Origin of the sequence: Micromonospora humidisoli, from assembly GCF_016900955.1 — a bacterium.
GTDB classification, from domain to species: Bacteria; Actinomycetota; Actinomycetes; order Mycobacteriales; family Micromonosporaceae; genus Micromonospora; species Micromonospora wenchangensis.
The window spans coordinates 148,963-173,554 of the sequence record NZ_JAFEUO010000003.1 but is presented as its reverse complement, the minus strand read 5'-3'; the positions used below and the strand labels follow the sequence as shown (position 1 = coordinate 173,554).

General features: G+C 71.3%; 21 protein-coding genes. 8 read left to right on the top strand and 13 right to left on the bottom strand.

The window, feature by feature from the left end:
• Positions 1-114: 114 nt before the first annotated feature.
• The 6 genes from trxA to murJ form a co-directional block, all read right to left on the bottom strand.
• Positions 115-438: a thioredoxin gene (gene trxA / locus JQN84_RS11440; RefSeq protein WP_088643651.1), complete on the bottom strand. Its 324-nt coding sequence runs from the start codon at positions 436-438 to the stop codon at positions 115-117.
• 36 nt (positions 439-474) lie between these two features.
• Positions 475-1,425, bottom strand: coding sequence for a thioredoxin-disulfide reductase (gene trxB, locus JQN84_RS11435; protein WP_204958364.1), 951 nt, complete (start codon positions 1,423-1,425; stop codon positions 475-477).
• A gap of 177 nt (positions 1,426-1,602) precedes the next feature.
• Positions 1,603-2,610: an RsmA family anti-sigma factor gene (locus JQN84_RS11430; RefSeq protein WP_204958363.1), complete on the bottom strand. Its 1,008-nt coding sequence runs from the start codon at positions 2,608-2,610 to the stop codon at positions 1,603-1,605.
• Positions 2,607-3,395, bottom strand: coding sequence for an RNA polymerase sigma factor SigM (gene sigM / locus JQN84_RS11425; RefSeq protein WP_372445967.1), 789 nt, complete (start codon positions 3,393-3,395; stop codon positions 2,607-2,609). Before sigM ends, JQN84_RS11430 begins: the two co-directional genes overlap by 4 nt.
• Before the next feature lie 43 nt (positions 3,396-3,438).
• A complete protein-coding gene (locus tag JQN84_RS11420) occupies positions 3,439-5,034 on the bottom strand; it encodes a protein kinase family protein (protein ID WP_204958361.1) in 1,596 nt (531 codons plus the stop codon).
• Between the two features lie 445 nt (positions 5,035-5,479).
• Positions 5,480-7,231: a murein biosynthesis integral membrane protein MurJ gene (gene murJ / locus JQN84_RS11415; RefSeq protein ID WP_204958360.1), complete on the bottom strand. Its 1,752-nt coding sequence runs from the start codon at positions 7,229-7,231 to the stop codon at positions 5,480-5,482.
• Positions 7,232-7,357: 126 nt separating this feature from the next.
• Here murJ and JQN84_RS11410 point away from each other — a divergent pair, with 126 nt between their 5' ends.
• Positions 7,358-8,815: a CCA tRNA nucleotidyltransferase gene (locus JQN84_RS11410; RefSeq protein ID WP_204958359.1), complete on the top strand. Its 1,458-nt coding sequence runs from the start codon at positions 7,358-7,360 to the stop codon at positions 8,813-8,815.
• 57 nt (positions 8,816-8,872) lie between these two features.
• Here JQN84_RS11410 and JQN84_RS11405 read toward each other — a convergent pair whose 3' ends face one another.
• Genes JQN84_RS11405 through JQN84_RS11390 form a run of 4 tightly spaced genes read right to left on the bottom strand, consistent with a single transcriptional unit; the run spans position 8,873 to position 12,574 of the window.
• Complete coding sequence (locus JQN84_RS11405) at positions 8,873-10,393, bottom strand: flotillin family protein (RefSeq protein WP_204958358.1); 1,521 nt, start codon at positions 10,391-10,393, stop codon at positions 8,873-8,875.
• A 28-nt stretch (positions 10,394-10,421) separates the two neighbouring features.
• On the bottom strand, positions 10,422-10,943 hold the full coding sequence (locus JQN84_RS11400) for an NfeD C-terminal domain-containing protein (RefSeq protein WP_281901646.1): 522 nt from the start codon (positions 10,941-10,943) through the stop codon (positions 10,422-10,424).
• A 30-nt stretch (positions 10,944-10,973) separates the two neighbouring features.
• A complete protein-coding gene (locus JQN84_RS11395) occupies positions 10,974-12,059 on the bottom strand; it encodes a TolB-like translocation protein (RefSeq protein WP_204958356.1) in 1,086 nt (361 codons plus the stop codon).
• Complete coding sequence (locus tag JQN84_RS11390; RefSeq protein WP_204958355.1) at positions 12,056-12,574, bottom strand: SigE family RNA polymerase sigma factor; 519 nt, start codon at positions 12,572-12,574, stop codon at positions 12,056-12,058. Before JQN84_RS11390 ends, JQN84_RS11395 begins: the two co-directional genes overlap by 4 nt.
• Positions 12,575-12,990: 416 nt before the next feature.
• Here JQN84_RS11390 and JQN84_RS11385 point away from each other — a divergent pair, with 416 nt between their 5' ends.
• From JQN84_RS11385 to JQN84_RS11370, 4 genes are all read left to right on the top strand, one after another.
• Entirely contained in the window at positions 12,991-13,758 is a 768-nt protein-coding gene (locus JQN84_RS11385) for a RhiA family protein (RefSeq protein WP_204958354.1), read from the top strand.
• Positions 13,759-13,816: 58 nt separating this feature from the next.
• Positions 13,817-14,305, top strand: coding sequence for a methylated-DNA--[protein]-cysteine S-methyltransferase (locus JQN84_RS11380; RefSeq protein ID WP_204958353.1), 489 nt, complete (start codon positions 13,817-13,819; stop codon positions 14,303-14,305).
• Positions 14,306-14,432: 127 nt separating this feature from the next.
• Positions 14,433-14,639 carry a ribbon-helix-helix protein, CopG family gene (locus tag JQN84_RS11375; RefSeq protein WP_204958352.1) on the top strand — a complete coding sequence of 69 codons (207 nt, stop codon included), beginning with the start codon at positions 14,433-14,435 and terminating at the stop codon, positions 14,637-14,639.
• A complete protein-coding gene (locus JQN84_RS11370) occupies positions 14,636-15,022 on the top strand; it encodes a hypothetical protein (RefSeq protein WP_204958351.1) in 387 nt (128 codons plus the stop codon). The genes JQN84_RS11375 and JQN84_RS11370 overlap by 4 nt, the downstream gene beginning before the upstream one ends.
• Positions 15,023-15,079: 57 nt before the next feature.
• Here JQN84_RS11370 and JQN84_RS11365 read toward each other — a convergent pair whose 3' ends face one another.
• Both JQN84_RS11365 and JQN84_RS11360 read right to left on the bottom strand, forming a co-directional pair.
• Positions 15,080-16,159 carry an inositol-3-phosphate synthase gene (locus tag JQN84_RS11365; protein ID WP_204958350.1) on the bottom strand — a complete coding sequence of 360 codons (1,080 nt, stop codon included), beginning with the start codon at positions 16,157-16,159 and terminating at the stop codon, positions 15,080-15,082.
• A 23-nt stretch (positions 16,160-16,182) separates the two neighbouring features.
• Positions 16,183-16,821 carry a PadR family transcriptional regulator gene (locus JQN84_RS11360; protein ID WP_145922454.1) on the bottom strand — a complete coding sequence of 213 codons (639 nt, stop codon included), beginning with the start codon at positions 16,819-16,821 and terminating at the stop codon, positions 16,183-16,185.
• A 175-nt stretch (positions 16,822-16,996) separates the two neighbouring features.
• On the opposite strand from JQN84_RS11360, the gene JQN84_RS11355 reads away from it, so the two are divergent.
• From JQN84_RS11355 to JQN84_RS11345, 3 genes are all read left to right on the top strand, one after another.
• Positions 16,997-17,443: a DUF5318 domain-containing protein gene (locus tag JQN84_RS11355; RefSeq protein ID WP_204958349.1), complete on the top strand. Its 447-nt coding sequence runs from the start codon at positions 16,997-16,999 to the stop codon at positions 17,441-17,443.
• 197 nt (positions 17,444-17,640) lie between these two features.
• The gene (locus JQN84_RS11350) at positions 17,641-20,556 is read left to right on the top strand and encodes a transglycosylase domain-containing protein (RefSeq protein ID WP_204958348.1); all 2,916 of its coding nucleotides are present in this window, start codon (positions 17,641-17,643) and stop codon (positions 20,554-20,556) included.
• Between the two features lie 165 nt (positions 20,557-20,721).
• Complete coding sequence (locus tag JQN84_RS11345; protein ID WP_204958347.1) at positions 20,722-22,230, top strand: glycosyltransferase family 87 protein; 1,509 nt, start codon at positions 20,722-20,724, stop codon at positions 22,228-22,230.
• 142 nt (positions 22,231-22,372) lie between these two features.
• Here the strand turns inward: JQN84_RS11345 and JQN84_RS11340 are convergent, their stop codons facing one another.
• Positions 22,373-24,589 carry a hypothetical protein gene (locus JQN84_RS11340; RefSeq protein ID WP_204958346.1) on the bottom strand — a complete coding sequence of 739 codons (2,217 nt, stop codon included), beginning with the start codon at positions 24,587-24,589 and terminating at the stop codon, positions 22,373-22,375.
• Positions 24,590-24,592 lie beyond the last annotated feature (3 nt).

Genomic DNA, 24,592 nt, shown 5'->3' with positions numbered 1-24,592 from the left:
ACGGAGCGTACCGTGGCCGGTTGCCGCCGGCCGGTGGTTCGTGCAGGTCAGCGGCCCGAACGGCCGGAACCCCGCACCCGGAGGGGTGCGGGGTTCCCGGTGGTGGAGCGGGGTTTACAGGGCCGACTCGATCAGCCGGACCAGTTCGCCCTTCGGCTTGGCACCGGCGATCGACTGCACCGGCTCGCCGTTCTTGAAGATGGTGAGGGTCGGCACGGACATCACCCGGTAGGCGCGGGCGGTCTCCGGGTTCTCGTCGATGTTGAGCTTGACAATGGTGACCTGACCGGCCATCTCGCCGGCGATCTCCTCCAGCAGCGGCGAGACCTTGCGGCACGGCCCGCACCACTCGGCCCAGAAGTCCACCAGGACCGGCTTGTCGGACTTGAGCACGTCAGCGGTGAAGCTGGCGTCGGTGACGACCTTGGTCGCTCCCACTATGACCCTCCTTCTCAGTTGTGGTGTTGCAGTCGTTCAGCTCAGGGTGGCGATGAACCGCTCGGCGTCGAGTGCTGCGGCGCAGCCGGTGCCGGCGGCGGTGATCGCCTGCCGGTACGTGTGGTCGACCACGTCACCGGCGGCGAAGACGCCCGGCACGCTGGTGCGGGTGCTCGGCGACTGCACCTTCACGTAACCCTCGTCGTCCAGCTCGACCTGGTCGCGGAAGAGTTCGCTGCGCGGGTCGTGGCCGATCGCCACGAAGACGCCGGTGACGTCGAGCACCTTGACGTCGCCGGTGTGCACGTTGCGGACCCGGACGCCGGTCACCTTGCCGTCGTCGCCGAGCACCTCCTCGACGGTGCTGTTCCACTCCACCCGGATCTTGTCGTTGCTCAGCGCGCGGTCGGCCATGATCTTGCTGGCCCGGAACGAGTCGCGCCGGTGGATGATGGTGACCGACTCGGCGAACCGGGTGAGGAAGCTGGCCTCCTCCATCGCGGAGTCACCGCCGCCGACCACCACGATGTGCTGGTTGCGGAAGAAGAACCCGTCACAGGTGGCGCAGGACGACACGCCGTGACCGAGGTACTCCTGCTCGCCGGGCACGCCCAGCGGACGCCAGGCCGAGCCGGTGGAGAGGATGACGGCCTTCGCCCGGTAGGCGGTCTGCCCGACCCATACGGTGCTGACCGCGTCGGAACCGGTGTCGCCGGTGTCCTTCAGCTCGACCCGGGTGACGTCGTCGGTCAGGAACTCCGCACCGAACCGCTCGGCCTGCTTGCGCATGTTGTCCATCAGCTCGGGGCCGAGGATGCCGTCGGCGAAACCGGGGAAGTTCTCCACCTCGGTCGTGGTCATCAGCGCACCGCCGGACTGCACACCCTCGATCACGAGTGGCTTGAGGTTGGCGCGTGCGGCGTAGACCGCCGCCGTGTACCCGGCCGGCCCGGAGCCGATGATGATCAGGTTGCGGACCTCGTCCACTGCCGTCTCCCGATGTGTGTGTACGACATCGGCGGCGCACCGACGTCGATCCGAGCGCCGACGGTTCAACGACGTCGGCGGCTGACTTGCAGAACGTCATCGTACGAACCGGGGATTCCCGGACCGGTCGTCCGGTGGGTCACGTCACGCCATGCGGGACGAGTGGTGACCGGGCCCTCACCCTACCCGCGACTGGTAGCGGGTGTCCGCGCCGGATCCCGGCACACCGCACTCCGCGCCACTCACCCACGCCCACCGCGCGCCCGTGGCATCGACGAAGTGGACCACCAGCGCCGGCTCGCCGTTGAACGTGGCGTAGTCGACCACCTCGACGGTGACCGGACCCCGCCGGTGCGCCGCCGCGATGTCGGCCAGGCAGGCGTCGAGCGCCGCCCGCCCGGTCAGCCGGTCCAGCCCGGCGGGGGCGGCGAGCCGTTTGCTCTCCGGTGCGCCGGGGCTGATCTGGGTGGTGACCTCCGGCTCGTCACCGGGCTGGAGACCCGGCGGAGTGACGGGTTGGACCAGCGGGGCGTCCGTGCCGCCCCGCAGCGTCGACGGGGACCAGTCGACGCCGCTGCGCCGGGTCTCGCCGCTGAACCGGAATCCGCGCTCCGCGTTCTCCTGCGCCGGCCGGGCCATCGAGGTGGCCGCGTCCCGGCCGGTCGTACCGTCGATCAGGTGGGCGACGCCGAAGCCCACCGCGGCCAGCGATGCTGCGGCCAGGGTGACCGGCCCGGCGAGCCGTACCCAGCGTCGCCGCCGGCCGGGGCCCGACGGATCGGCACGCCCGTCGCCGGGTCGACCGCCGGGGGTACGCCGACCGCCCGGCTGCGTCGGCACCGGGCCGGCTGCCCGAACCGGCCGGACGTCGCCCGGTGCGGCCCGGCGGGTTGTCGTGTCGTCCTCGGTTGGCTGGTCGGCGGCCGGACCGGCACCGGCGAGCACGGCGGTGAGCCGCTCCACCACGGCCAGCGGCATCTCCGGTGCGGCGGCGGCACCCCAACCGGCCAGGGCGTCGTGCACCCGGGCCACGGCGGGCGTCAGGACCGCGTACGCCTCGGCCCAGGCCGGGTCCTCGGCCACCAGCCGGGCGACGGCGGGGTGCTCCGGGGTGCCGTCCAGTGCCCCGCCCACATAGTCGGCGAGCAGGTCGTGGTCGACCTCCCTGAACTCCCGGCCCGTCACGTCTCCTCCTGGATGGCGTCCCGCCGGGCCTGCCCCGACCCCGATCGGACGCCGCTGGCCGGCTGCCGGTTCCCGGGTGTGACGTCGGGAACGCCCCGACTCGCCGGGTGGGGGCCGGTCGACCCGGCCGGGGGCGGCGACTGCCGGTCCCCGCCGGTACGCAGGTGCCCCAGCACGCCGGCCAGCCGGGCCCGGCCCCGGGCGCACCTGCTCTTCACCGTGCCCTCGGCCACGCCGAGGATCCGGGCGACCTCGGCGACCGGATAGCCCTGCACGTCCACCAGGATCAGCGCGGCCCGCTGCTCCACCGGCAAACCGGCCAGCGCCTGGCGCACCACCAGGGCGGTGTCGTGGTCGGTGGCCGGGGCGGCGGGCTCGACGCCGCCGGTGCCCCGTGCGTCGTCGGTGTGGTTGCCGTCGGGCAGCGGGACGGTGGGGTGCGCCTGCCGGCGGCGGAGCCGGTCCAGGCAGGCGTTGACCACGATCCGGTGCAGCCAGGTGGTGACGGCGGAGTCGCCCCGGAACCGGCCGGCGGCGCGGTGGGCGGAGAGCAGCGCGTCCTGGAGGGCGTCGGCCGCCTCCTCCCGGTCGCCCGTGGTCCGCAGGGCCACCGCCCAGAGCCGGTCGCGGTGCCGGTGGAAGAGTTCGGTGAAGGCGTCGCGGTCACCGGCGACGTGGGCGCGGAGCAGATCCAGGTCGGTGGTCTCGGGCTGCGACACCACGACCGACGCCGGCCCACCGGTCGCCGGGTCGGGTGACTGCCCGCCGCGACCGACCATCACCACGTCCGGCGGAGGCGGCGGCGGTGACGGAGGCGCGGCGGGCGGATCACGATCCCTGGACCGAGATCTCCTGGACGCCCAGCTTGAAACCCCGCTCGGTAGAGGGCAGTTCGGTGATCCAGAAGAGCAGGTACTGGTATTTCTGCTCGGGGTCGAACCCGTCGAAGGCCATCTTGGTGCCGTCGTGCTGCTCGAACGGCTGGCCGATCCGGGTCTTGAAGCCCTTGACCAGGTCCTTGTCGCCCTGCGAGGTGGACGGGAAGTCGCCGTCGCCGGTGAACAGCGCGGCGGAGACGCCGGAGTCCGACAGGGTGGCGGTGAGCGACTTGACCGTGTGCGGGGCACCGAGGTCGATCCAGACCCCCATGCCCTTCTTGTAGTTGCTGAAGTTGGCCGAGTAGTAGGTGTCGGTCTCCCAACCCTTGTCCTCGTCGCCGTCCATCATCTTCTCGGCGTCGTCCAGCTCGTTGCGCTGCCGGCTGTCCGGGTCGATGATCCGGATGTCCTGGATGGCGAGCTTGCGCACCACGGGGGCCGGGGTGGCGTCGCCGGCCGGCGCGCTGGTCGAGGGACGGGCCACCGGCTCGGTCTCCGGGCTGTCGTCGCCGCCCAGGGTGGTGATGCCGATGAGCAGGCCGACGAGGGCGACCGCCAGCAGCCCGGCGATGCCGATCGCGACCTTCCGGCCGCCCGCGGCGGCGAGCGGCGACCGGTCCTCGACGCCGTCGGCGGTGAACCGGATGGTGCCGGTCTGGTCGAGGAAGTGGTCCTCGGCGGGGATGTCGAGCCGACCCAGCTCGGCGGAGAGCACGTCCGACGACGGTGGGGCGATCTCGGCGTCGAGCAGGTCCATCGTCAGGTCGTCGAGGTAGGCCGGCACGCCGGCCCGGACCTGCCGGGGGGCGGCGATGGCGCCGCTGGCGTCGCGGACGGCGTCGGGGATGGCGGCCCGGCCGTGGCCGGCGGTCGCGCCGCGCAGCGGGGCCTCGGCGTGCGGCCAGTGACCGGTGAGGGCGAAGTAGAGGACGCCACCCACCGCGCGGATGTCGGCTTCCTGGCTGTCGTCGCCGTCGGTGCGGGCGTCGGCCAGGACCACCCGGCCGTCGTCGCTGATCATCACGGTGCCGGGGTGCACGTTGCCGTGGACCATCCCGGTGGCGTGCACGGCGGCGAGGGCGCTGGCGACCGCGTTGCCGACGGCGGTGGCCCGGGCCGGGTCCAGCGGACCTTCGGCGACCAGGTCACGCAGGGACCGGCCGTCGACCCACTCCCGGACGACGTACGCCCGGACGTCTTCGTCGATCGCGTCGTAGACGCCGACCAGGTTGGGGTGGATGACCCGGCTGGCCGCCACGGCGGCCTGGAGCATCTCGGTGGCCGAGTCGCCGCCGGGGTAGCGGAGCACCACCGCCACGGGCCGGCGCAGGATGACGTCGACCCCCCGCCAGACCAGACGCCCGGCGCTGTCGTTGTTGATGTGCTCGACCAGCTCGTACCGCTCGGCGAGGATCTCACCGGCCGTGGGAGCACCGAAGGTCATGACCGGAGGAGCAGTTTCCTCCGCCTCCTGACCCTCGCCGACCTGGGTCACCCGTCCTCCCTCGGTGATCGTGTCGATCGATGGACCCGCGCTGCTGGGCATGTGGCTTCCCGCTCCGCCGTCGCTGGAACCGACCGGCGGCGTCGACTCGGGCGTCGGCCACCTGCCGTGTCCGTCGACAGCGACCTTACCCGGACCGCCCGTCATACCGACATGTCATCTTCCCGCCGCGCTCGACGGCCTGTCGCATATGGGGTGAAAAGTCCGGTTAACGCCACTCTCTCCCACGTTGCTGACACATGTACTGGCCAATCTAGACGCCCGTCGCAAACCGTCGACCTCCGGGCCGACCCACCGGCGACAATCAGGTGTCGACAGGTCTGGTTCCCGCCGAACGGCCGTACATGCTCAGCCTTATGGTTGGTTATCCACAGCCCTTTACGGTGACTGAGCGGCCAGTCATCGAGTTATCCACAGGCGTGTCCCCAGGCTGGTGATCCTCGTTCACCCTGCGTGTCCTCTGCCCGGCCCCGGGCTGGCCGGCGGGTCAGCGGCCGAGCCGCCGCCGCACCATCGCGACCACCTCGGTGATCTCGCCGATCCGCAGCACCATCGCCAGGCCCAGGTACGTCCCGCCGATCACCACCCCGCCGAGGACCAGCCGCACCGCCGCCGCCGTCCAGCTCAGGTTGCCCGGGTCGCCGGGCAGCAGGTTGACCACCAGCAGGCCGACCAGCGCCGCACCGAGCGCCGCCACCAGCACCTTGCCCATGGTCCGCATGATCCGGCCCAACCCGATCCGGCCCACCCGGGGCCGCAGCAGCATCGCCGAGAGCACCGCCGCCGCCACGTACGAGATCGCGTTGCCGAGCATCATGCCGGCCGCCGCGAAGGTGGCCGAGAAGGCGACGAAGACCCCGATCTGCACGGCCACCCGCAGGATCACCACCGGGATGTTGACCAGCGCCGGGGTGCGGGTGTCCGGCAGCGCGTAGAAGGCGAAGGTGAACAGCTGGCTGATCGCGAACGGCACCAGGCCCAACGCGGCGACCAGCAGCACCAGCGAGGTGGCCAGCGCGTTGTCACCGGTGAACGCGCCGTACCGGAAGACCACCACGGATACCGGGCCGGCCAGCACCGCATAGCAGACCGCGATCGGGGCGAGCACCGCCGTCACCATCCGGGTGCCCCGGGACAGGTCGGCGGTGACGTCGGTGAACCGGCCCTCGGCGGCGGCGGCGCTCATCCGCGGCATCAGCGCCGTGATGATCGAGACGGCGATGATGCCGTGCGCCATCATCAGCAGCAGGAAGACGTTGTTGTAGATCAGCAGGCCGGCGTTCTCCTCGTCGCCACCGGCGGCCCGGGTGAGCAGGTTGACCACCACGAACAGGCCGAGCTGGTTGACCGCGACGTAGCAGAACATCCAACCGCCCAGCCGGGCCAGCTCACGCAACCCCAGCTCACGGAAGTCGAACCGCAGCTTCCAGCGGAAACCCACCTTGCGCAGCGCCGGCAGCAGCCCGGCCGCCTGCACCGCCACGCCGAGCAGGGTGCCCCCGCCCACCAGCAGGATCCGGTCCCAGCCGATGTCCTCCGGACCCAGCGCCCGCGCGCCGTACACCGCGATGTAGAGGCCGAACGTGCCGATGACGACCAGATTGTTCAGGATCGGGGCCCACATCGGCGCGGCGAAGTGCCCCCGGGTGTTCAGCACCGCCGCGATCAACGCGCTGACGCCGGTGAAGAACAGCATCGGCAGCATCAGGTACGACAGGTTGGTGACCAGGCCCGTGTAGGCCGCGTTCTTGCCGCCGGCGTAGAGCGTGGTCAGGGTCGAGGCCAGCAGCAGCGCCAGCACCACCGTCACCGCGAGGGCCAGCACCGCGAGGGTCAGCAGCCGCTGGGCGTACGCCTCGCCCCGGTCCGGGTCGGCCTTGCGGCGGCGCACCAGCACCGGGATCAGCACGCTGGTCAGCACGCCACCGAGCAGGAATTCGTACACCTGGTTGGGCAGGAACTGGGCGGTGGTGAACGCGTCGCCGACGGCGCTGCCCAGCGCGGCGCCGATCATCAGGTTCCGGACGAAGCCGGTGCCCCGGCTGACCAGGCTGCCGATCGCCATCACCGCGCTGTTCGCCGCCGCGCTGGTCTCGGCGACCACCTCCTGCGGCGGCGCGGTCGCCTCCACCCCCGGCTGGTTCAACGGCTCGGCGGAGATGAAGGTCGCCCCGTCGTACGGCCGGGGCCCGTCGCCCCCCTGCGCGGCGTTCGCGCTGCGGTAGAGCCCGCCGCTCATCTCCAGCCTCCCCGGGGTACGTCGGAGCCGGCACCGGTCCGCACGTCCATGACCATAGTCAACCCGCACCCGACACCCGCGCCCGGCGGATCGGTTCCCGTCCCCGCCCGATAGGCTGGCGATCCCATGTCCGAAGCCTCCACACCCCACGCCGCCGCACGCCGTGAACTGACCACCGTGCAGCGCAACGCCGTCGCCGAACTGCTCCGCGTCTCCCCGGTCGCCGACGAACTGGGCCGCCGGTTCGCCCGTGCCGGGCACGAACTGCACCTGGTGGGGGGTTCCGTACGCGACGCCCTGCTCGGTCGGCTCGGCGACGACCTGGACTTCTGCACCGACGCCCAGCCCGAGCAGACGCTGCGGATCATCAAGGGCTGGGCCGAGTCGATCTGGGAGACCGGTCGGGAGTTCGGCACCATCGGCTGCCAGCGCGACGGTCTCCGGCTGGAGGTCACCACCTTCCGCGCCGAGGCGTACGACCAGGTCAGTCGCAACCCCGTCGTCGAGTACGGCACGAACCTCACCGACGACCTGAAGCGGCGGGACTTCACCGTCAATGCGATGGCGGTCAGCCTCCCCGACCACCGGTTCACCGACCCGTACGGCGGGCTGGACGACCTGGCCGCGAAGATCATCCGTACCCCGGGCACGCCGGCCGAGTCGTTCGGCGACGACCCGCTGCGGATGCTGCGGGCCGCCCGGTTCGCCGCCCAGCTCTGCTTCGCCGTCCACCCCGACGTGCGGGCGGCGATGGTGGCGATGGCCGCGGACCTGGACCGGATCACCGCCGAGCGGGTCCGCGACGAGTTCACCAAGCTGCTGTGCGGGGCCGACCCGATCACCGGGCTGCGGCTGCTGGTCGACACCGGGCTGGCCGACCGGTTCCTGCCCGAGCTGACCGGCCTCAAGCTGACCATCGACGAGCACGCCCAGCACAAGGACGTCTACGAGCACACCCTGACCGTGGTGGGCAACGCGGTGTCGTACGAGACCGACGGCTGCGACTTCGTGCTGCGGATGGCCGCGCTCATGCACGACGTGGGCAAGCCGGCCACCAAGGCGGTCGGGCCGGACGGCCGGGTCAGCTTCCACCACCACGAGGTGGTCGGTGCCCGGCTGACCAAGAACCGGATGAAGGCGCTGCGCTACCCGAAGGACGTCACCGCCCAGGTCACCAAGCTGGTCGGCCTGCACCTGCGGTTCTACGGCTACGGCCGGGGCGAGTGGACCGACTCGGCCGTGCGCCGGTACGTCACCGACGCCGGTGACCTGGTGGACCGGCTGCACAAGTTGACCCGCTCCGACTGCACCACCCGCAACCGGCGTAAGGCGGCCCAGCTCGCCGCCGACTACGACGCGCTGGAGGAGCGGATCACCCGGATCGCCGCCGAGGAGGACCTGGCCCGGGTCCGGCCCGACCTGGACGGTAACGCGATCATGGAACTGCTCGGGGTGCCGCCGGGGCCGGTGGTCGGCCGGGCCTGGCAGCACCTCAAGGAGCTGCGCCTGGAACGCGGCCCGCTCGACCGCGACGAGGCCGAGGCGGAACTGCGGCGCTGGGCCGCCGAGCAGGGCCTGAGCTGACCTGAACGACCCGAGGGGCCGCCCGGCACACGCCGGACGGCCCCTCGTCGCGTACGGTCAGCGGGTCTCGACCGCGCTGCCCTCGACCGAGGACTTGCCGTTGGCCGGGGAGCCGGCCGACGCCGCGCCCAGCTTGGCGAGCAGACCGGCCAGGTCGATGCCGGTGAGGTCGGAGCCGAGCTGGAGGCCCTGCGCCACGTTGCCGGCCACCGACTTGGTCAGCGACGACGCCCCGTCGGTCGAGATCACCGTCATCTTGTCGATCGCGCCGATCGGGGCGCTGGCCGCCTCGACCACCTGGGGCAGCACCTTGACCAGCAGGTCGAGCACGGCCGCCTCGCCGTACGCGGCGAACGCCTCGGCCTTGCGGGCCATCGCGTCGGCCTCGGCCTGACCCCGGGCCAGGATGGCGGTGGCCTCGGCCTGACCCTCCCGCTCGACCGCCTCGGCGATCGCGGACCGCCGACGCTGCTCGGCCTCACCCTCCTTGGCACCCTCGATCGCGTTCGCCTCGGCCAGCGCCGCCCGGCGGGCCCGCTCACCCTCACCGGTGAGCCGGGCCTGCTCGGCGGCGGCCTGGGCGGCGGCGATGGTGGCCTGCCGCTGCGCGTCGGCGTTCAGCACCGCCGCGTTGCGGGCCGCCTCCGCCTCCTGCTCCACCTTGTACCGGGCCGCGTCGGCCGGCTTGCGGACCTCGGTGTCGAGCTGCCGCTGCTTCAGCTCGGCGTTGCGCTCGGCCACCTTCTGCTGCTCGGAGAGGATCGCCTGGTCCCGCTCGGCCTGGGCGAGCGGCCCGGCCGCCGCCGACTTGGCCTTCGCCGCGTCGATCTCGGCCTGGATGCCGGCCTGCTTCAGCGACAGGTTCCGGTTCGCCTCGGCGATCGCCTCCTCGGCCAGCAGCCGCTCCTGCTCGGCCTGCTGCCGGGCGCGCGCCTCGGCGATGGCCGCGTCCTTGAGCACCCGGGCCGCCTCCGGCCGCCCCAGGTCCTGCAGGTACGACCCTTCGGCGAGGATGTCCTGGAGCTGGAAGGTGTCCAGCACCAGGCCCTGGTTGGTCATCGAGTGCTCGGCCTCCTCGGCGACCGCGTTGGCGAACGCGGCCCGGTCCCGGATGACCTCCTCGACGGTGAGCCGGCCGACGATGGAGCGCAGTGCGCCGGCCAGCACCTCCCGGGTGAAGTTGTCGATCTCGTCCTGCTGGTGCAGGAAGCGCTGGGCGGCGGCGCGGATCGCGTCCTCGGTGCCGCCGACCTTGACGATGGCCACACCGTGCAGGTCGGCCCGGATGCCCTGCTTGCTGACCGCGCCCCGGATGCCGACGTCGATCCGACGGCTGGACAGGTCGAGCGACTGGAGCTTCTGCACCACCGGCAGGACGAAGACCGACGCGCCGAGGACGACCTTCTGGCCGGAGTTGTCGGTGGACCGGCCGCCGTCGGCGGTCTGCGTGGTCCGACCCTTGCGGCCGGTGACGATGAACGCCTCGTTCGGGCCGGCCACCTTGATCCGGGAGAGCACGAACAACACGAGGACGAGGGCGAGGACGACCGCGCCGACGATGGCGATGAGGAGAGGCATGGTGGTTCCGTCTCTGCGAGAAGAGGGGTCAGTAGGTCTCGACGTGCACGCTGGTCTCGCTCAGCGTCTGCACCACGAAGATCTGCGCGCCGAGCGGGATGGGCCGGTCGGCGCGGGCGTTGAGTTTCACGGGTTGGCCGGCGACGCGGACCCGGACCTCGCCGTAGCCGGCGTCCGGGATCGGGGTGACCACCAGGCCGAGCGCGCCGACCAGGTCGTCCCGGGTGGGGGTGGCGTCGGTGCGCATGTCGCGCGCCGCCCGGCTCAGCCGCCCCGCCAGCCACGCGGTGGGCACCGCGGCGAGCGCGCCGCCACCGACCGCCGCCGCGATCATCCCCGGGGTACGCCCACCGAGCAGTTCGTTGACGATGGCCGCGCCGAAACCGAACGCGCCGAGGAAACCGGCGACCGCCTCGACGGAGACCGGACCGTCGACGTCGGGATGACCGAAATGCAGGAGTTCACCGCCGAGCAGGGCGAGCGCAAGCACGCCGACGCCCGCCCCACCGATGATCAGAAAGATGAGCGTCCCCGTGGCCACGACCTGCACGGTAGCGACCGGACGCAACGTCCCGCGTGATCATTTGGGGGCGACGGACACCGTCCGTTCGGCCAACTCCCGCGGCAGCGGCAGCCGTTGCAACTCGTGTCCGGCGGGGTCGGCGAGCACGACGTCCCAGTAACCACCTGGCCGCCGGTACAGCAGCCGGTCGTCGTCGACCCAGGCGACGTCGGCCACCGGCAGCGTGCCGAGCACCGTGCCGGTGACCGCGTCGACCAGCAGCGGCTCCCGCTGCCCCTGGACCACCACCCGGTTCCCGTCGGGCGACCAGGACCACGGACCGGCCGGGTCGCCGGGGATCTTGACGAACCGGGTCGGCCGCCCGTCGTCGGCGGAGAAGAACTGCACCCCCCAGCGCGGATGGCGGTTGCTCTCGGACTGTGGCGCGAAACTGTCGGTCAGGGGCAACGTCAGCTCCCGGCCGTCCCGGGTCCAGGTGAAGACGCAGTGGTCGGTGCAGCGGTACCTGACCGGGTCGATCCGGTACTCCCGGTACCGCCCGCCGACCTCCAGCACACCGAGGCGGTTCACCCCGCCCCGCAGGACGGTCACCGCCAACCGGCGGCCGTCCGGCGACCACTGGACGGCCAGCGCACCCCGGACCCGCTGCCAACGCAGCTTTCCGGTGGCCGCGTCGGCGAGGCCGAGCTGGCCGGGGTGCTGCTCGTCCCGGACGGCGGTGACCGTGCCGGTGGGGGCCGGCCACACCTCGGCGTATCCGCCGGCACGGACGTAACGGGACCGGGTGCGGTCCAGCACGTACCCGGTGCCGCCGGTCACGCCGCCGGTGACCACCCAGCCGCCGGGCAGCGCCAACGGCCGGGCCGGCCAGTCGGCACCGGGGGTGGGCAGCAGCGTCGTGCCGGGGGTGGGGCTCGGCGTGGGCTGAGCCGGTTGGACCGGTCGGTCCGGCCGGAGCAGCACGAGCGGCACCAGCAGGGCCGTGACCGCCGCCACCGCGACGCCCGCGGCGGCCACCCGCCGCCGGGTCCGCCGCCGTCGGCCCCGGATCAGCGCCGCCAGGGCCAGCCCCGGTGCCGGTCGCGCCTCCTCGGCGAGATCGTGTACGGCTGCCCGCAGCGCATCCTCCGCCGGCCGGTTCATCGCTCCACCTCCGGACTGCTGGCGGGATCGAAGGACGGCACCAGCTCCCGCAGCCGGGCCAGGGCGCGCGACGCCTGGCTGGCGACCGTGCCGGCCCGGCATCCGAGGAGCGCGGCGGTCTGCTCCACGCTGAGGTCCTCCAGGTAGCGCAGGGTCAACACCGCCCGTTGTCGGGGCGGCAGGCTCCGCAGCGCGTCGCGCAGCAGCATCCGCAGCTCGCTGTCGTGGCCGCTGTCCCGATCCCCGGGCCGCTCGGGCAGGACGGGCATCGGCACCTCGCGTCGCCGGGCCAGCCGTCGCCAACCGGAGACCTGGTCGTGGTAGAGGATCCGGCGCACGTACGGCTCGGCGTCACCCCGGATCCGGGGCCACCTGGCGTACGCCTTGGCCAGCGCGTTCTGCAACAGGTCCTCGGCGGCGTGCTGGCTGCCCGCCAGCGCGTGCGCGACGCGCAGCAGCGCGTCCCCCCGTTCGTTGACGAACGCGGTGAACTCCCCGTCGGTGCCTTCGGTCACCGTTCACCTCCGTACCAAAGACGCCCGGCGGTGGCTGAACCTTGCCTCGTCCGACGCACTTTGTCGCCGTCGCCTGCCGACCGCTGCCGCCTGGTCCCGCTCGGGACCAGGCGGGGAGGCGTCGGGCGCCCGTCCCGGGATCGGGCGGCGGTCCGTTGCGCCGCGCCGCACCTGAAGCGCCTTCCGCTGCACAGCGCGTGTATAAAACTACTTTCCCGCGCAATTATCGGTAGATGGGAGTTGACCGTTCCGGGCGAGGGGGAATGCCTTGCGCTAGCTGTAACTCCTATCTAACATATTGACAACGCCGAATTGCTGATCCGAGGTGAAGATCCGGATAAATCGAACCTTGACGCGTACCTCTCCTCTCCAGGGGGCGCCAGCAGGGGCGTTCCTTTGCGAACGAGGAGGAATTCATGAGGGAATTCAGAATCAGTCGACGGGACGGGCTCACCGCGCTGGCCGCCGGCCTGGGTGCCGCACTGCTCGGTACGGGCCCTGCCGGTCGGGCGACGGCCGGGGTGGGCGGGGGCACCGGGCTGGCCACCGCGTCCCCGAAGGACCCGGTCGGGTACGACATCACGATTCTGAACGAGTCCGCGCTCGACGGCATGAATGCCATCCTCTTCCAGGAGATGCCCCAGCTCCCCAGCGACGCGGTGACGCTCGCCTGGATGTCGAAGATGTGCCACCCGTCCACCACGGTCGAATACCAGTGGACCATCGACTACAACTTCGTCTGGGGTCAGGTCGGCACACTCGTACCCGGAACGCAGTTCGTGGCGGGCCAGACCCTGTCGGCCGACCTGACCCAGAACAATCTGGTCACCCTCTCCTACGTCAAAGGCGGCTTCGAATTCGGGCCGACCAGTTCCTCCGGAAAGAACGGAAGCCTGATAATCAAGGAGGACGACACCGTTCCCGGGCCGGGCAACCAGGATCAGGGAAGCGTGGGCATCGGCATGTCGGGGGCCGGTACGTTCGTCGTGCCGACCCTGACGAACGCCGGAGTCGAGTTCGACCCGAAGCCCACCTACTGGGTCGCCTTCGGGAGCTTCGAGAGCAGCGAGGTGATGGACGTCTCCGAACTCACCACGCCCGCACAGGTGTCGTACCCCGACGGCATGACCAGCGCGAAGGCCGCCTTCGACGGCAAGAGCTGGAGCATCTCCTACGGGAACTAGGGCCGGCCCCGCCGCCCTGCCACCCCCGGTGTCGGTCGGGGCGGGAAGAATGGTCGGTATGCGCTGGACCGTGCTCGACTCGCCGATCGGGGAGTTCTCCGTCGCCACCGACGGGACAGCGGTCTGCGGCACGCACTTCGGTCGGGTCACGTCGGCCGCCGACCGGCCCGCCGACGGGCTGGCCGGCCGGGCGGTCGCGGAGCTGCGGGCGTACTTCGCCGGTGAACTGACCGGGTTCACGGTGCCGGTGGAGGCGCCGCGCGGCTCCGAGTTCGAGCGCGCCGTGTGGCGGGAGATGACCCGCATCCCGTACGGGGAGACGCTCACCTACGGCGAGGTGGCCCGGCGGGTCGGCGATCCCGGGGCGGCGCGGGCGGTCGGGGTGGCCTGCAACCGCAACCCGGTACCGGTGATCGTCCCCTGTCACCGGATCGTCGGCGCGGGCGGCAAACTGGTCGGCTTCGGTGGCGGGCTGCCCCGCAAGGTGACGCTGCTGGAGTTGGAGGCGGGGGTGGCACTGCGCCGCGCCTGGCTGCCCGAGGGGTGATCGCACAGTCCGTCCGCCCCGATCCGAGCGATCCTCGCCACCATCGTCCCGGACGACGACCCGGCGAGGAGGAGACGTGGCGTCGAGCGTGGTTGACCAGCCGACCGACGAGTTATACAAATCTGGTATGGCCTTCACCCTGAACCTGAAGCCCGAGGTCGAGCAGCGACTCAAGGAGCTCGCCGAGGCGGAGCACCGGTCGATGCACAAGACGGTCGAGGTGGCGGTACAGGCCTACCTGGACCGGCACGACCGGGACGAGTGGACCCGCCAGGCCGCCCGCCGGGTGTTCGAGGAGGACGCGGAGTTCTTCGCGATGTTGGGGGACAGATGACCCACCCCTGGCCGGACGCCGAGGATCTGCTGATCCTGCTCGCCGAGCACACCGGCCCCCGGAGTCAGGTACGCGACGCCGGGATACTCGCGGCGGCGGCGGCCCGACCGTACGCGCGGTTGGTCGGACAGGCCGCCTACCCGACCGCGCTGGACAGGGCGGCGGCACTGCTGCACGGGTTGATGATCTGGCGTCCCCTCGACCTGTGGAACGCCGGGCTCGCCTGGGCGGCGATGCGCATCCTCCTGTCCCGTTCCGGCCTGCGCCTCACCATGCCGGCCAAGGACCGGATGGCGTTGACCGACGCGTTGACCAGCGGCGAGGTCGACTCGGTCGAGGAGTTGGCGCTGCGGCTGTCGCCGTACCTGGAGATGGCGGACTGAACGCGCGAGGGCCGGGTCCGTGCGGACCCGGCCCTCGGCGGTGCGGTGGTCGGCGGGTCAGCGCTCGACGTCGCCGGTGATGAAGCCCTCGACGGCGGCGTGCGCGTCGTGGTCGGCGTACTGCACCGGCGGGGACTTCATGAAGTACGAGGAGGCCGACAGGATCGGGCCACCGATCTTGCGGTCCAGCGCGATCTTGGCGGCCCGGACGGCGTCGATGATGACACCCGCCGAGTTCGGCGAGTCCCACACCTCGAGCTTCAGTTCGGCGTTGAGCGGGGTGTCACCGAAGGAACGACCCTCCAGGCGGATGTACGCCCACTTGCGGTCGTCCAGCCACGGCACGTGGTCCGACGGGCCGATGTGCACGTCGCTCTTGACCATCTCGTGCGGGATCTGGGACGTGACCGACTGGGTCTTCGAGATCTTCTTCGAGACCAGCCGGTTGCGCTCCAGCATGTTCATGAAGTCCATGTTCCCGCCGAAGTTGAGCTGGTAGGTACGCAGCAGCTCGACCCCACGGTCCTCGAACAGCTTCGCCAGCGCGCGGTGCACGATGGTGGCGCCGACCTGGCTCTTGATGTCGTCACCGACGATCGGCAGACCGGCGTCGGTGAACTTCTGCGCCCACTGCGGGTCGGAGGCGATGAAGACCGGCAGCGCGTTGACGAAGGCGCAGCCGGCGTCGATCGCGGCCTGGGCGTAGAACTTCGCCGCCTGCTCGGAACCGACCGGCAGGTAGCAGACGACCACGTCGACCTGGGCGTCGCGCAGCGCCTTGGTCACGTCGACCGCCTCGGCGTCGGACTCCTCGATGATCTCGCGGTAGTACTGGCCCAGGCCGTCGAAGGTCGGGCCGCGCTGCACGGTGACGCCGGTGGGCGGCACGTCGCAGAGCTTGATGGTGTTGTTCTCGCTGGCGACGATCGCCTCCGCGAGGTCCATGCCGACCTTCTTGGCGTCCACGTCGAACGCCGCGACAAAGTCCACGTCCGATACGTGGTAGTCGCCGAAGGTGACGTGCATGAGACCCGGGACGCGGTCGTTCGGGTCGGCGTTGCGGTAGTACTCCACGCCCTGCACGAGGGACGAGGCGCAGTTACCCACACCGACGATGGCGACGCGGACGGAGCCCATAGCGTCTGCCTCCTTCTTCTTCATCACGGCCGCTCTTTCCTGGACTCTCCAGGCGGAGGCGGGCTGTTGTTGTCTCGTGGACCGTCGGCCACCCCGGGTCGCGGGGCGGTCGGGGCACGGCCGGAGCGCTCGTTGGCGATGAGCTCCTCCAGCCAACGGACCTCACGCTCGCAGGCGTCGAGGCCGTGGCGTTGCAGTTCCAGGGTGTACGCGTCGAGTCGCTCGGCCGCCCGGCCCAGCACGTCCCGAAGTCCTTCGCGACGTTCCTCGATCGTGCGCCGGCGGCCCTCCAGGATGCGCAGCCGGGTCGCCTGGTCGGTGCGGGCGAAGAACGCGAAGTGCACGCCGAAACCCGTGTCGTCGTACGTCTCCGGGCCGGCCTGCGCGATCAGCTGCGCGAACCGTTCCTTGCCCTCTGCGGTGATCTTGTAGACCACCCGACCGCGTCGGCTGGTCAGCGCGGGGACCTCCTCGGCGGTGGCGGGTGTCCCGGCCGCCTCGGTGATCCAACCCGCCGCCTGCAACCGGCGCAGGGTCGGATACAACGAGCCGTAGCTGATCGCCGCCCGGATGGCGCCGAGCTTGGCGGCGAGCTCCTTGCGGAGTTCGTAGCCGTGCATCGGGGACTCCTGAAGGAGGCCGAGGATGGCGAGTTCCAGCACGGGCCATCCTTCCCCTGCCGTCGGGACGGAAGGTTAACCGCCTCGATGTATCGGACCGATACATCGCACGTTAGTACCTCGATCGGCGTCCGGGCAAACCCCCGTTGTGCGCCGACCTCTTCACGGATCGTGACGGTGGTCGCCCCGCCCGACCGGAGCGCGTACCCTTTGCCGCATGCGCACGTCTCGCCAGGTGGTCGACTACTCGCTCCAGAAGCGGGCGGTGCTGCGTGACCTCCATGCCGGGCGGGTCGGCACGTACGACGTCTGCGACGCGTCGCCGTACCTGAAGAACGCGGCCCGCTTCCACGGCGAACCGACCGAGCAGCGGTGTCCGATCTGCCGGAGCGAGAACCTGATCCACGTCCACTACATTTACGGGGACGAACTCAGGCAGTCGGCCGGCCAGGCACGTTCCCTGGCCGAATTGCCCGTGCTGGCCATGACGCTGCGTGAGTTCCAGGTCTTCGTGGTGGAGGTGTGCCCCGGCTGTGACTGGAACCATCTCGTCGAGCAGTTCCTGCTCGGCCGGGACGGGCTGGCCGAGGGTGGCCCGGAGCAGGGCACGGCGGAGGCCACCACCGCTGCCACGCAGGGGCGAAGGCGAGAGGCGCAACGGTGAACCTGGCTGATCCGGTCAACTCGGGTGGCGTACGACACAGTCACCGTGACCGGCGGCCCCTCGGCCCGAATGGCCCGAATGATGTGGAATTTGCAGCGCGTCCCCGGCTCCGCGCCGGCCTCCCGACGCGTGTGTCAACTCACGGCAACCCGGTGGTGACGCCCCCGCGTCCCACCGCGACCGGCAGGGTGTGAGGAATGAACTCGTACGGCGATCCCAGTTCCCCGCGTGCGCGGGCCCAGGTACCGGGTTCGAACGGCGGCCCCGGACCGGGGGCGGATGACGGGTACCCCCGGCGGGGCGGTGACGCCCGGGGCGCGGCCCCGGCCGGCCGGGCCCCGGTCGGCGGTGCCGCGCCCACCGGGCGGGCCTCGGCGGCGGTCCCGCCGCCGCGCGCGACAGGTGGCGCCGCCGGATCGGCCTCGGTCGGCCGGGCGACCCCGGGCCGGGCCTCGGTGCCGGTCTCGCCGGCCGGGCCCGGCCGGGCGTCGGTGCCGGTCTCCCCGGCATCGCCGGGATGGGGTGGCCCGGGTCGGGCGTCGGTGCCGGTCTCGCCGGCGGGCGGACCGGCCGGCCGGGCCTCGGTGGGGACAGCCTCTGCGGGCCGGGCCAGCGTCGGCGCGGCCTCGGTCGGCTCCGCCGGGCGGGCCTCCGTGGCGCGGGCCGGCGTCGCGCAGGTCGGTGGCGGGCCGGGTGGCCCGAACGGGCCGAACGGGCCGGGGCGTGGCTATGGCGGTGGTGGCGGGCGCGGACGCGGTCCGGGTGACCCGGACGCGATGGCGCGGGCGAAGCGGCGCAAGCGGATCAACCTGCTGATCGCCGGCTTTGCCGTCTTCATCATGCTCGCCGGCCTCGGCGTGGTCGGGTTCACCTACTACTCCACCACCGTGGTACTGCCGAACCAGATCAAGCTGCCACTCGCCACCACCATCTACGCGAGCGACAACAAGACGGTCATCGCCAAGGTGGGCGAGCAGAACCGCACCTTCGTCTCGATCAACCAGATCCCGCAGCACATGCGCGACGCGGTGGCGGCGGCGGAGGACAAGAACTTCTACGAGCACGCCGGTGTCGACTACAAGGGCATCGCCCGCGCCGCCTGGAACAACCTCTCCAACGGCGACAAGCAGGGTGCCTCGACGATCACCCAGCAGTACGCCCGCAACGCCTACGAGAACCTCCAAGACGACTCGTACGCGCGGAAGGTGAAGGAGGCGATCGTCGCCTCGAAGCTCAACGATCAGTTCACCAAGGAACAGATCATGGAGCACTACCTCAACACCATCTACTTCGGTCGCAACGCGTACGGCATCGAGGCGGCGGCGTGGGCGTACTTCGGCAAGTCGGTCTCGAAGGTCGACGTGGCCGAGGCCGCCGTGCTCGCCGCGTTGATCAAGCAACCGGAGCCGAGCGCCACGCACAAGGGCTTCGACCCGTCGATCAACCCCACCGAGGCCAAGGACCGCTGGGACTACGTCATCAAGAACATGATCGAGATGCACTGGGTCGACGCCCCCGGCCGGCCGGCGCATCCGACGGAGTACCCGACGAAGACGTTGCAGACCCCCAAGGAGTCCCGGTCGGGCGTCAAGTTCGGGGTCAACACCCCGATCGGTAACGTCATCAACTACGTGTCGGCGGAGATGCGGGAGAAGAAGCTCTGCACCGACAACGACGCGGAGGTGACGGAGCGTAAGCCGCGCTGTTCGGCGATGCTCCGCGAGGGTGGTTACCGGATCAGGACCACCATCGACAACAAGGTGCAGAAGGCCGTCACCAGCGCCGCCCAGCGCAGCACCAAGGGCTCCGAGCTGGACGGTGCCCGCAAGAACCTGATGGCCGCCGTGGTCTCCATCGACCCGCGTAACGGTCGGGTGCTCGGCTACTACGGCGGGGACGACGGCACCGGTACCGACTACGCCGGGACCAACACCGACACCAACGGCAACGTCACCGGTGGGCACTCGCCCGGCTCCAGCTTCAAGATCTACACCCTGGCGGCGGCGCTGGAGGCCGGCAAGTCCGTCGAGTCGCGCTGGAAGGGCCGGGCCTTCACCCCGGAGGGCGTGGAGTTCCGGGTCAGCAACGCCGGCACCGACAACCCCAGCTGTGGGGACTCCTGCACGCTGCGGGAGTCGACCCTGAAGTCGTTGAACGTCCCGTTCTACCACGTCAGCCTGGACATCGGCCCCGACAAGATCGTCGACATGGCGGCCAAGGCCGGCGTCAGCATGATGTGGCAGACCAACGTGAGCCCGCCCAAGGGGCACGACCTGACCAAGGAGAAGGCCGCCGACCTGGCGCCCGACCCCTTCTACCACGTGGTCGCCTACGGCCAGTACCCGATCACCGTGCTGGACCACGCCAACGGCATCGCCACCTTCGCCAACAAGGGCATCTACAACAAGGCCCACTTCCTGATCTCCGCCGAGAAGCAGAACAAGGAGACCGGCAAGTGGGAGAAGCTCGGCGGTGAGCAGCTCAAACCGCAGAAGCGGATCAACCCCGACGTGGTCGCCGACGTGACCGACGTGCTGGAGGACTACCCGGGCCGGATCAACCACACTCTGGCCGACGGCCGGAAGGCGACCGCCAAGACCGGTACCTGGGAACTCAAGGAGGGCACCACCCAGAACGGTGACGCCTGGACCGTCGGATACACCCCACAGCTTGCCACCGCCGTCTGGGTGGGCAACAAGGGCAAGCGGGAAGCGATCAAGCTGAACAACGGCGACAACATCAGCGGTGCCACCATGCCCGGCGAGATCTGGGAACGGGTCATGAACGGCGCGCTCAAGGGCGAGGAAAAGCTGGACTTCCCGCCAGCGGCGAAGGTCGGCGACCCGGAGTCCGGCAACGGCACCCCGCCCCCGCCCCCGCCGCCGCCGTCGAACCCGAACGGGCAGAACTGCGCCCCGACCGACCTGCAGTGCCTCCTCGGCGGCGGCAACCAGGGTGGGAACCAAGGCGGCAACCAGGGCGGAAACCAAGGCGGCAACCAGGGTGGTAATCAGGGTGGGAACCAGGGGGGCGATCCGCCGAACCCGCCCAACCAGAACCTCCCCGGCGGAAACGGCGGCGGCCTGCTGCCGACCCCACGCGCCCGGGACTGAGCCGAACCCGCACCGACAAGCATCAATGCCGCTGCCGGCGACCCGCAGACCTGCGGTCGCCGGCAGCGGCATGTCGCGGATGGGATGGTCCGCGTCGGGCGTACGGATTCCGCACCGCGACATGCTGCTCGTCCGGGAGCCATTCATAGGGCAGGATGCATTCTCATGAGCACCCAGCCGACGGCCGGCATCGACGACGCCGGGAGCAGCGACCACCCGTCCCGATCGGACGGCTTCGTCCGAGGCGTCTCCGAGGCGATCGGCGGGCCGCTCGGCGACCATGCGGTCGCCGTCGACCGGCCCGCCGGTCGGGAGAGCCGGTTCTGGACGGCCGCCCGGATCGTGCTGGCCCTGGCCTGCCTGACCCTGGCCCTGCACTGGGTGCAGAAGGCGCCCTGCCAGAACGGTGCCTGGCAGAACAACATCCAGTACACCCGGATGTGCTACACCGACGTGCTGGCCCTCTACTACGCCGAGGGCCTGCACGAGGGCAAGGTCCCCTACCGGGACCACCCGGTGGAGTACCCGGTGCTCACCGGCTACATGATGGGCGCCCTCGGCCTGCCAGTGCATTCGCTCGGCGTCGACGACCCGACGATCAACCAGGGCCGCTGGTTCTACAACGCCAACGCGTTGGCCCTCAGCGCGCTCGCTGTCGCCACCGTCGGGGTGATCCTCGCCCTGCGCCGTCGACGACCCTGGGACGCGGCCCTGTTCGCGCTGGCCCCGGCGTTGTTCCTCACCGCCACCGTCAACTGGGACTTCCTCGCCATCGGACTGGCCGCCTTCGGGCTGGCCGCCTGGGCGAAACGACAACCCGCCCTGGCCGGCATCCTGCTCGGCCTCGGCGGTGCGGCGAAGATGTGGCCGCTGTTCCTGCTCGGCCCGATCCTGATCCTCGGCCTGCGCGCCGGTCGACTACGGTCCGCGCTCACCGCCGTCGCCACCGGCCTGGTCGCGTTGGTCGCGGTGAACCTGCCGGCGGCGATCCGCTACCCCGACAACTGGGGACGCTTCTTCGAGCTGAACACCACCCGGCCCATCGACTGGGGCACGCTGTGGTACATCGGGCGGTACCTCGACGGCAAGGTGAACACCGGCAGCCCCGGCGATCAGGGCCCGTTCCAGTGGCTGAACGCCAACATCCCGACCCTCAACAACCTGTCGTACGCCCTGTTCGGGCTGGCCTGCATCGGCGTGGCCGTACTGGCGCTGCGGGCACCCCGACGGCCCCGGCTGGCCCAGCTCGCGTTCCTGGTGGTGGCCGCATTCCTGATCTTCAGCAAGGTCTGGTCGCAACAGTTCGTGCTCTGGCTGCTGCCGCTGGCGGTGCTCGCCCGGCCCCGCTGGGGCGCCTTCCTCGCCTGGCAGTTCGCCGAGGTCTGCTACTTCGTCGCCTTCTACGGCGAACTGCTCGGCTCGGCCACCAGCCGTCCGGTCTTTCCCGAGGGGGTCTTCGTGTTGGCCTCGTCGCTGCGGCTCGGCACGGTGGTGGTGCTCTGCGTCCTGATCGTCAAGGACATCCTGCACCCGGAGCGCGACGCGGTCCGCCAGACCTACTCCGACGACCCGGACGGCGGCGTGCTCGACGGGGCCCCCGACGCCCCCTGGCTGTCGAAACTCCGCAGTAGGACCTCCGCCCCCGAACCCGAACCAGCCCCCACCCCCGCCTGAAATCCACCCCACCACCCCGACGCGCAAGTTCGAGACGGCCGTGCGCCCGTCAGGTTTGCGGGGGAGCCCAGCCGGCGCAGGGATCAAGCCTGACCGCCCGGAGCCGGCTGGGCTCCCCGCAAACCCCACCGCAACCCCGACCTCAGAGACGGAACACCACGGCGTTGCCGACCTGCTGGCGGGTGATGCCCAACTGTTCGACCGACGCCTCCACCGTCACCTCCCACGGCGTACCGACGATCTGGTCCCGCAACACCACCACGTTGCGGACGCCGAGGGTGCGCAGGTAGTCGACGCTGGTCTGGTCGGGGAAGGCCGCCGACACCCGGCGTACGTCGTCGAGCTGCTTCGGGGTGAAGCCGCTGCCCCCGTTGACCACCTGCTGGAACCGGCTGGTCGACCAGAGCATCACCGGCTGGTCCTGGTTCTGACCGCTGGGCAGCACCAGCAGCGGACCGTCCACTGTGCGCATCGCCTCCGGCTGCTCCGGCACCACCGGGTGCGGGGTGTTGTTCAGCCCCTCCACCAGAACCAGCAGCAGCGGCAGCAGGGTGACCGCCCGCAGCCACGGCGACGGCCGGGCGGACACCCGGTCGGTGCTGATCTCGCGTACCCGCCGGGCGAAGGCGCTCACCGCACCGGCCGCGAGCAGGCCGAGCAGGAGCGTCGTCCAGAGCATCATCCGTCCCGGGGTACGCAGCCCGTTGAACCCGGGCAGGTGTTCGAACAGCGGGGCGTAGGTGAAGGTGCCGTCGAAGAACCGGGTCCCCATCGCGAGGACCATGGTGACGATCACCCCGGCGAGCATCAGCAGCCGGTGCCGCAGCCGCCACACCGAGAAGAACAGCCCACCGGCCGCCAGCGCGTACAGCACGAAGCCCGGCAGCAGGGTCATCTCCGGATGCCAGGGCAACGCGGCCCGAGCCCCCTCGTGCAGCCCGCCCCAGATCCACGACTCGGCGGGCGCGGTGAAGAAACCGCTGGCCGGCGGCGAGTAGACGCCGATGTCGCCGAGGGTGCGTTCCGCGTTCGGGTGCAGCTCGGCGACCTTGAAGTACGGCACCGCCAGCAGCGCGCCGACGGCGGCGAAGAGCAGCCCGCCGACCAGGTCGGCGACGAACAACCGACGACCGAAGGGCCGCCGCGCGCCCCGTAGCCGCCGCCAGAACCACACCGCCGCCGCGACCAGCAGGACCAGCGCGAGGACGTACGCGAAGACCAGGCCGATGCCGAAGCCCAGGCTGAGCTGCCAGGCGGCCACCGCCCACCCGGCGTACGCCCAGCCGACCCGGCGGCGCTCGGGACGGTAACCGTGCCGCAGTGACCAGCCGTGTCCCCGGGCCAGCATGGCCAGCGCCAACGGGATACCACCGTTGGAGACGATGTGCAGGTGACCGGCCTGGGCGAGCAGCCACGGCGCGTAGGTGTAGCTGACCCCGGCGACGGCCGATCCGATCCGGCCCGCGCCCAACTGCCGGGCCAGCACGTACGCCCCGAACGTGGCCATCGCGTGGGCCAGCACGAACATGATGTTGTAGCGGAGCACGGCGGCGTCCGGACCGGTGCCGAGTAGGCCGGCTGGGGCGTACCCGAGCAGCATGTCGGAGAAGGCGAAGCTCCACGGTTCCGGGAAGAACGTGTTGGACTGGAACAGCTGCCCGGGGTTCGTTCGCAGGGCGTGCCCGGACCAGGCCATCTGCCAGGCCTGGAGACTCGGATCCCAGTAGTCCTGGGGGAGCGTGTAGAGCGGGTAGCGCAGGGTCGGCCAGGTCAGTCCCACGGCCAGGGCGAGCGAGGCGAGGACGGCGAGCGTCCACTCGTGCATCAGGAACCGGCCGGTGGCGCGGACGGCGCGTCCGGGGCGGCCGGGCACCGGCTCCGGCGCGGGCGCGAACGAGGTCCACGGATCGGCCTCGGCGGCCGGCTCCTGCCGCTCCGCTCCGCTCCCGGCCGGCTCGTCGCTTCGGTCCTTGCCGGCCTCGTCTTTCCCGGCCTTGTCCTCGCCGGGGTCGTCCTTCCCGGCCTTGTCCGCGCCGGGGTCGTCCTTGCCGGCCCTGCTTCTGCGGAACATATCCTTCCAGGTCCTGCGCCTGCCGGTCTGGTCGGGCGTCGTGCCGGTCTGGTCGGCTGCCGTCGCTGCGGGCTTCTCCGTCGTCGTCCCCGCCAGCTGGGCCTCTGCGCCGGACCCGGCCGGCTTCGGGTCGGAGTCGGTGGTCGGGGGTAGCCCGTTACCGTCCGGCTCGGAGCTGTCGCGCGCGTCGGGTGCCGGCCGGTCCTGCGGCGATCCCGCCCCGGGGGTGGGGTCCGTGCCGCCGGTCTGCCGTGCGGGTGGGCTGCCGCCCGTCGCGTTGGTGGTCATCGG

Bases quoted from the DNA above. Each gene is read 5' to 3' on its own strand.
- JQN84_RS11420 (WP_204958361.1), bottom strand. From the start codon at position 5,034: ATGCCCAGCAGCGCGGGTCCATCGATCGACACGATCACCGAGGGAGGA.
- murJ (WP_204958360.1), bottom strand. From the start codon at position 7,231: ATGAGCGGCGGGCTCTACCGCAGCGCGAACGCCGCGCAGGGGGGCGAC.
- JQN84_RS11410 (WP_204958359.1), top strand. From the start codon at position 7,358: ATGTCCGAAGCCTCCACACCCCACGCCGCCGCACGCCGTGAACTGACC.
- JQN84_RS11405 (WP_204958358.1), bottom strand. From the start codon at position 10,393: ATGCCTCTCCTCATCGCCATCGTCGGCGCGGTCGTCCTCGCCCTCGTC.
- JQN84_RS11395 (WP_204958356.1), bottom strand. From the start codon at position 12,059: ATGAACCGGCCGGCGGAGGATGCGCTGCGGGCAGCCGTACACGATCTC.
- JQN84_RS11385 (WP_204958354.1), top strand. From the start codon at position 12,991: ATGAGGGAATTCAGAATCAGTCGACGGGACGGGCTCACCGCGCTGGCC.
- JQN84_RS11380 (WP_204958353.1), top strand. From the start codon at position 13,817: ATGCGCTGGACCGTGCTCGACTCGCCGATCGGGGAGTTCTCCGTCGCC.
- JQN84_RS11375 (WP_204958352.1), top strand. From the start codon at position 14,433: ATGGCCTTCACCCTGAACCTGAAGCCCGAGGTCGAGCAGCGACTCAAG.
- JQN84_RS11370 (WP_204958351.1), top strand. From the start codon at position 14,636: ATGACCCACCCCTGGCCGGACGCCGAGGATCTGCTGATCCTGCTCGCC.
- JQN84_RS11365 (WP_204958350.1), bottom strand. From the start codon at position 16,159: ATGGGCTCCGTCCGCGTCGCCATCGTCGGTGTGGGTAACTGCGCCTCG.
- JQN84_RS11355 (WP_204958349.1), top strand. From the start codon at position 16,997: ATGCGCACGTCTCGCCAGGTGGTCGACTACTCGCTCCAGAAGCGGGCG.
- JQN84_RS11350 (WP_204958348.1), top strand. From the start codon at position 17,641: ATGAACTCGTACGGCGATCCCAGTTCCCCGCGTGCGCGGGCCCAGGTA.
- JQN84_RS11345 (WP_204958347.1), top strand. From the start codon at position 20,722: ATGAGCACCCAGCCGACGGCCGGCATCGACGACGCCGGGAGCAGCGAC.
- JQN84_RS11340 (WP_204958346.1), bottom strand. From the start codon at position 24,589: ATGACCACCAACGCGACGGGCGGCAGCCCACCCGCACGGCAGACCGGC.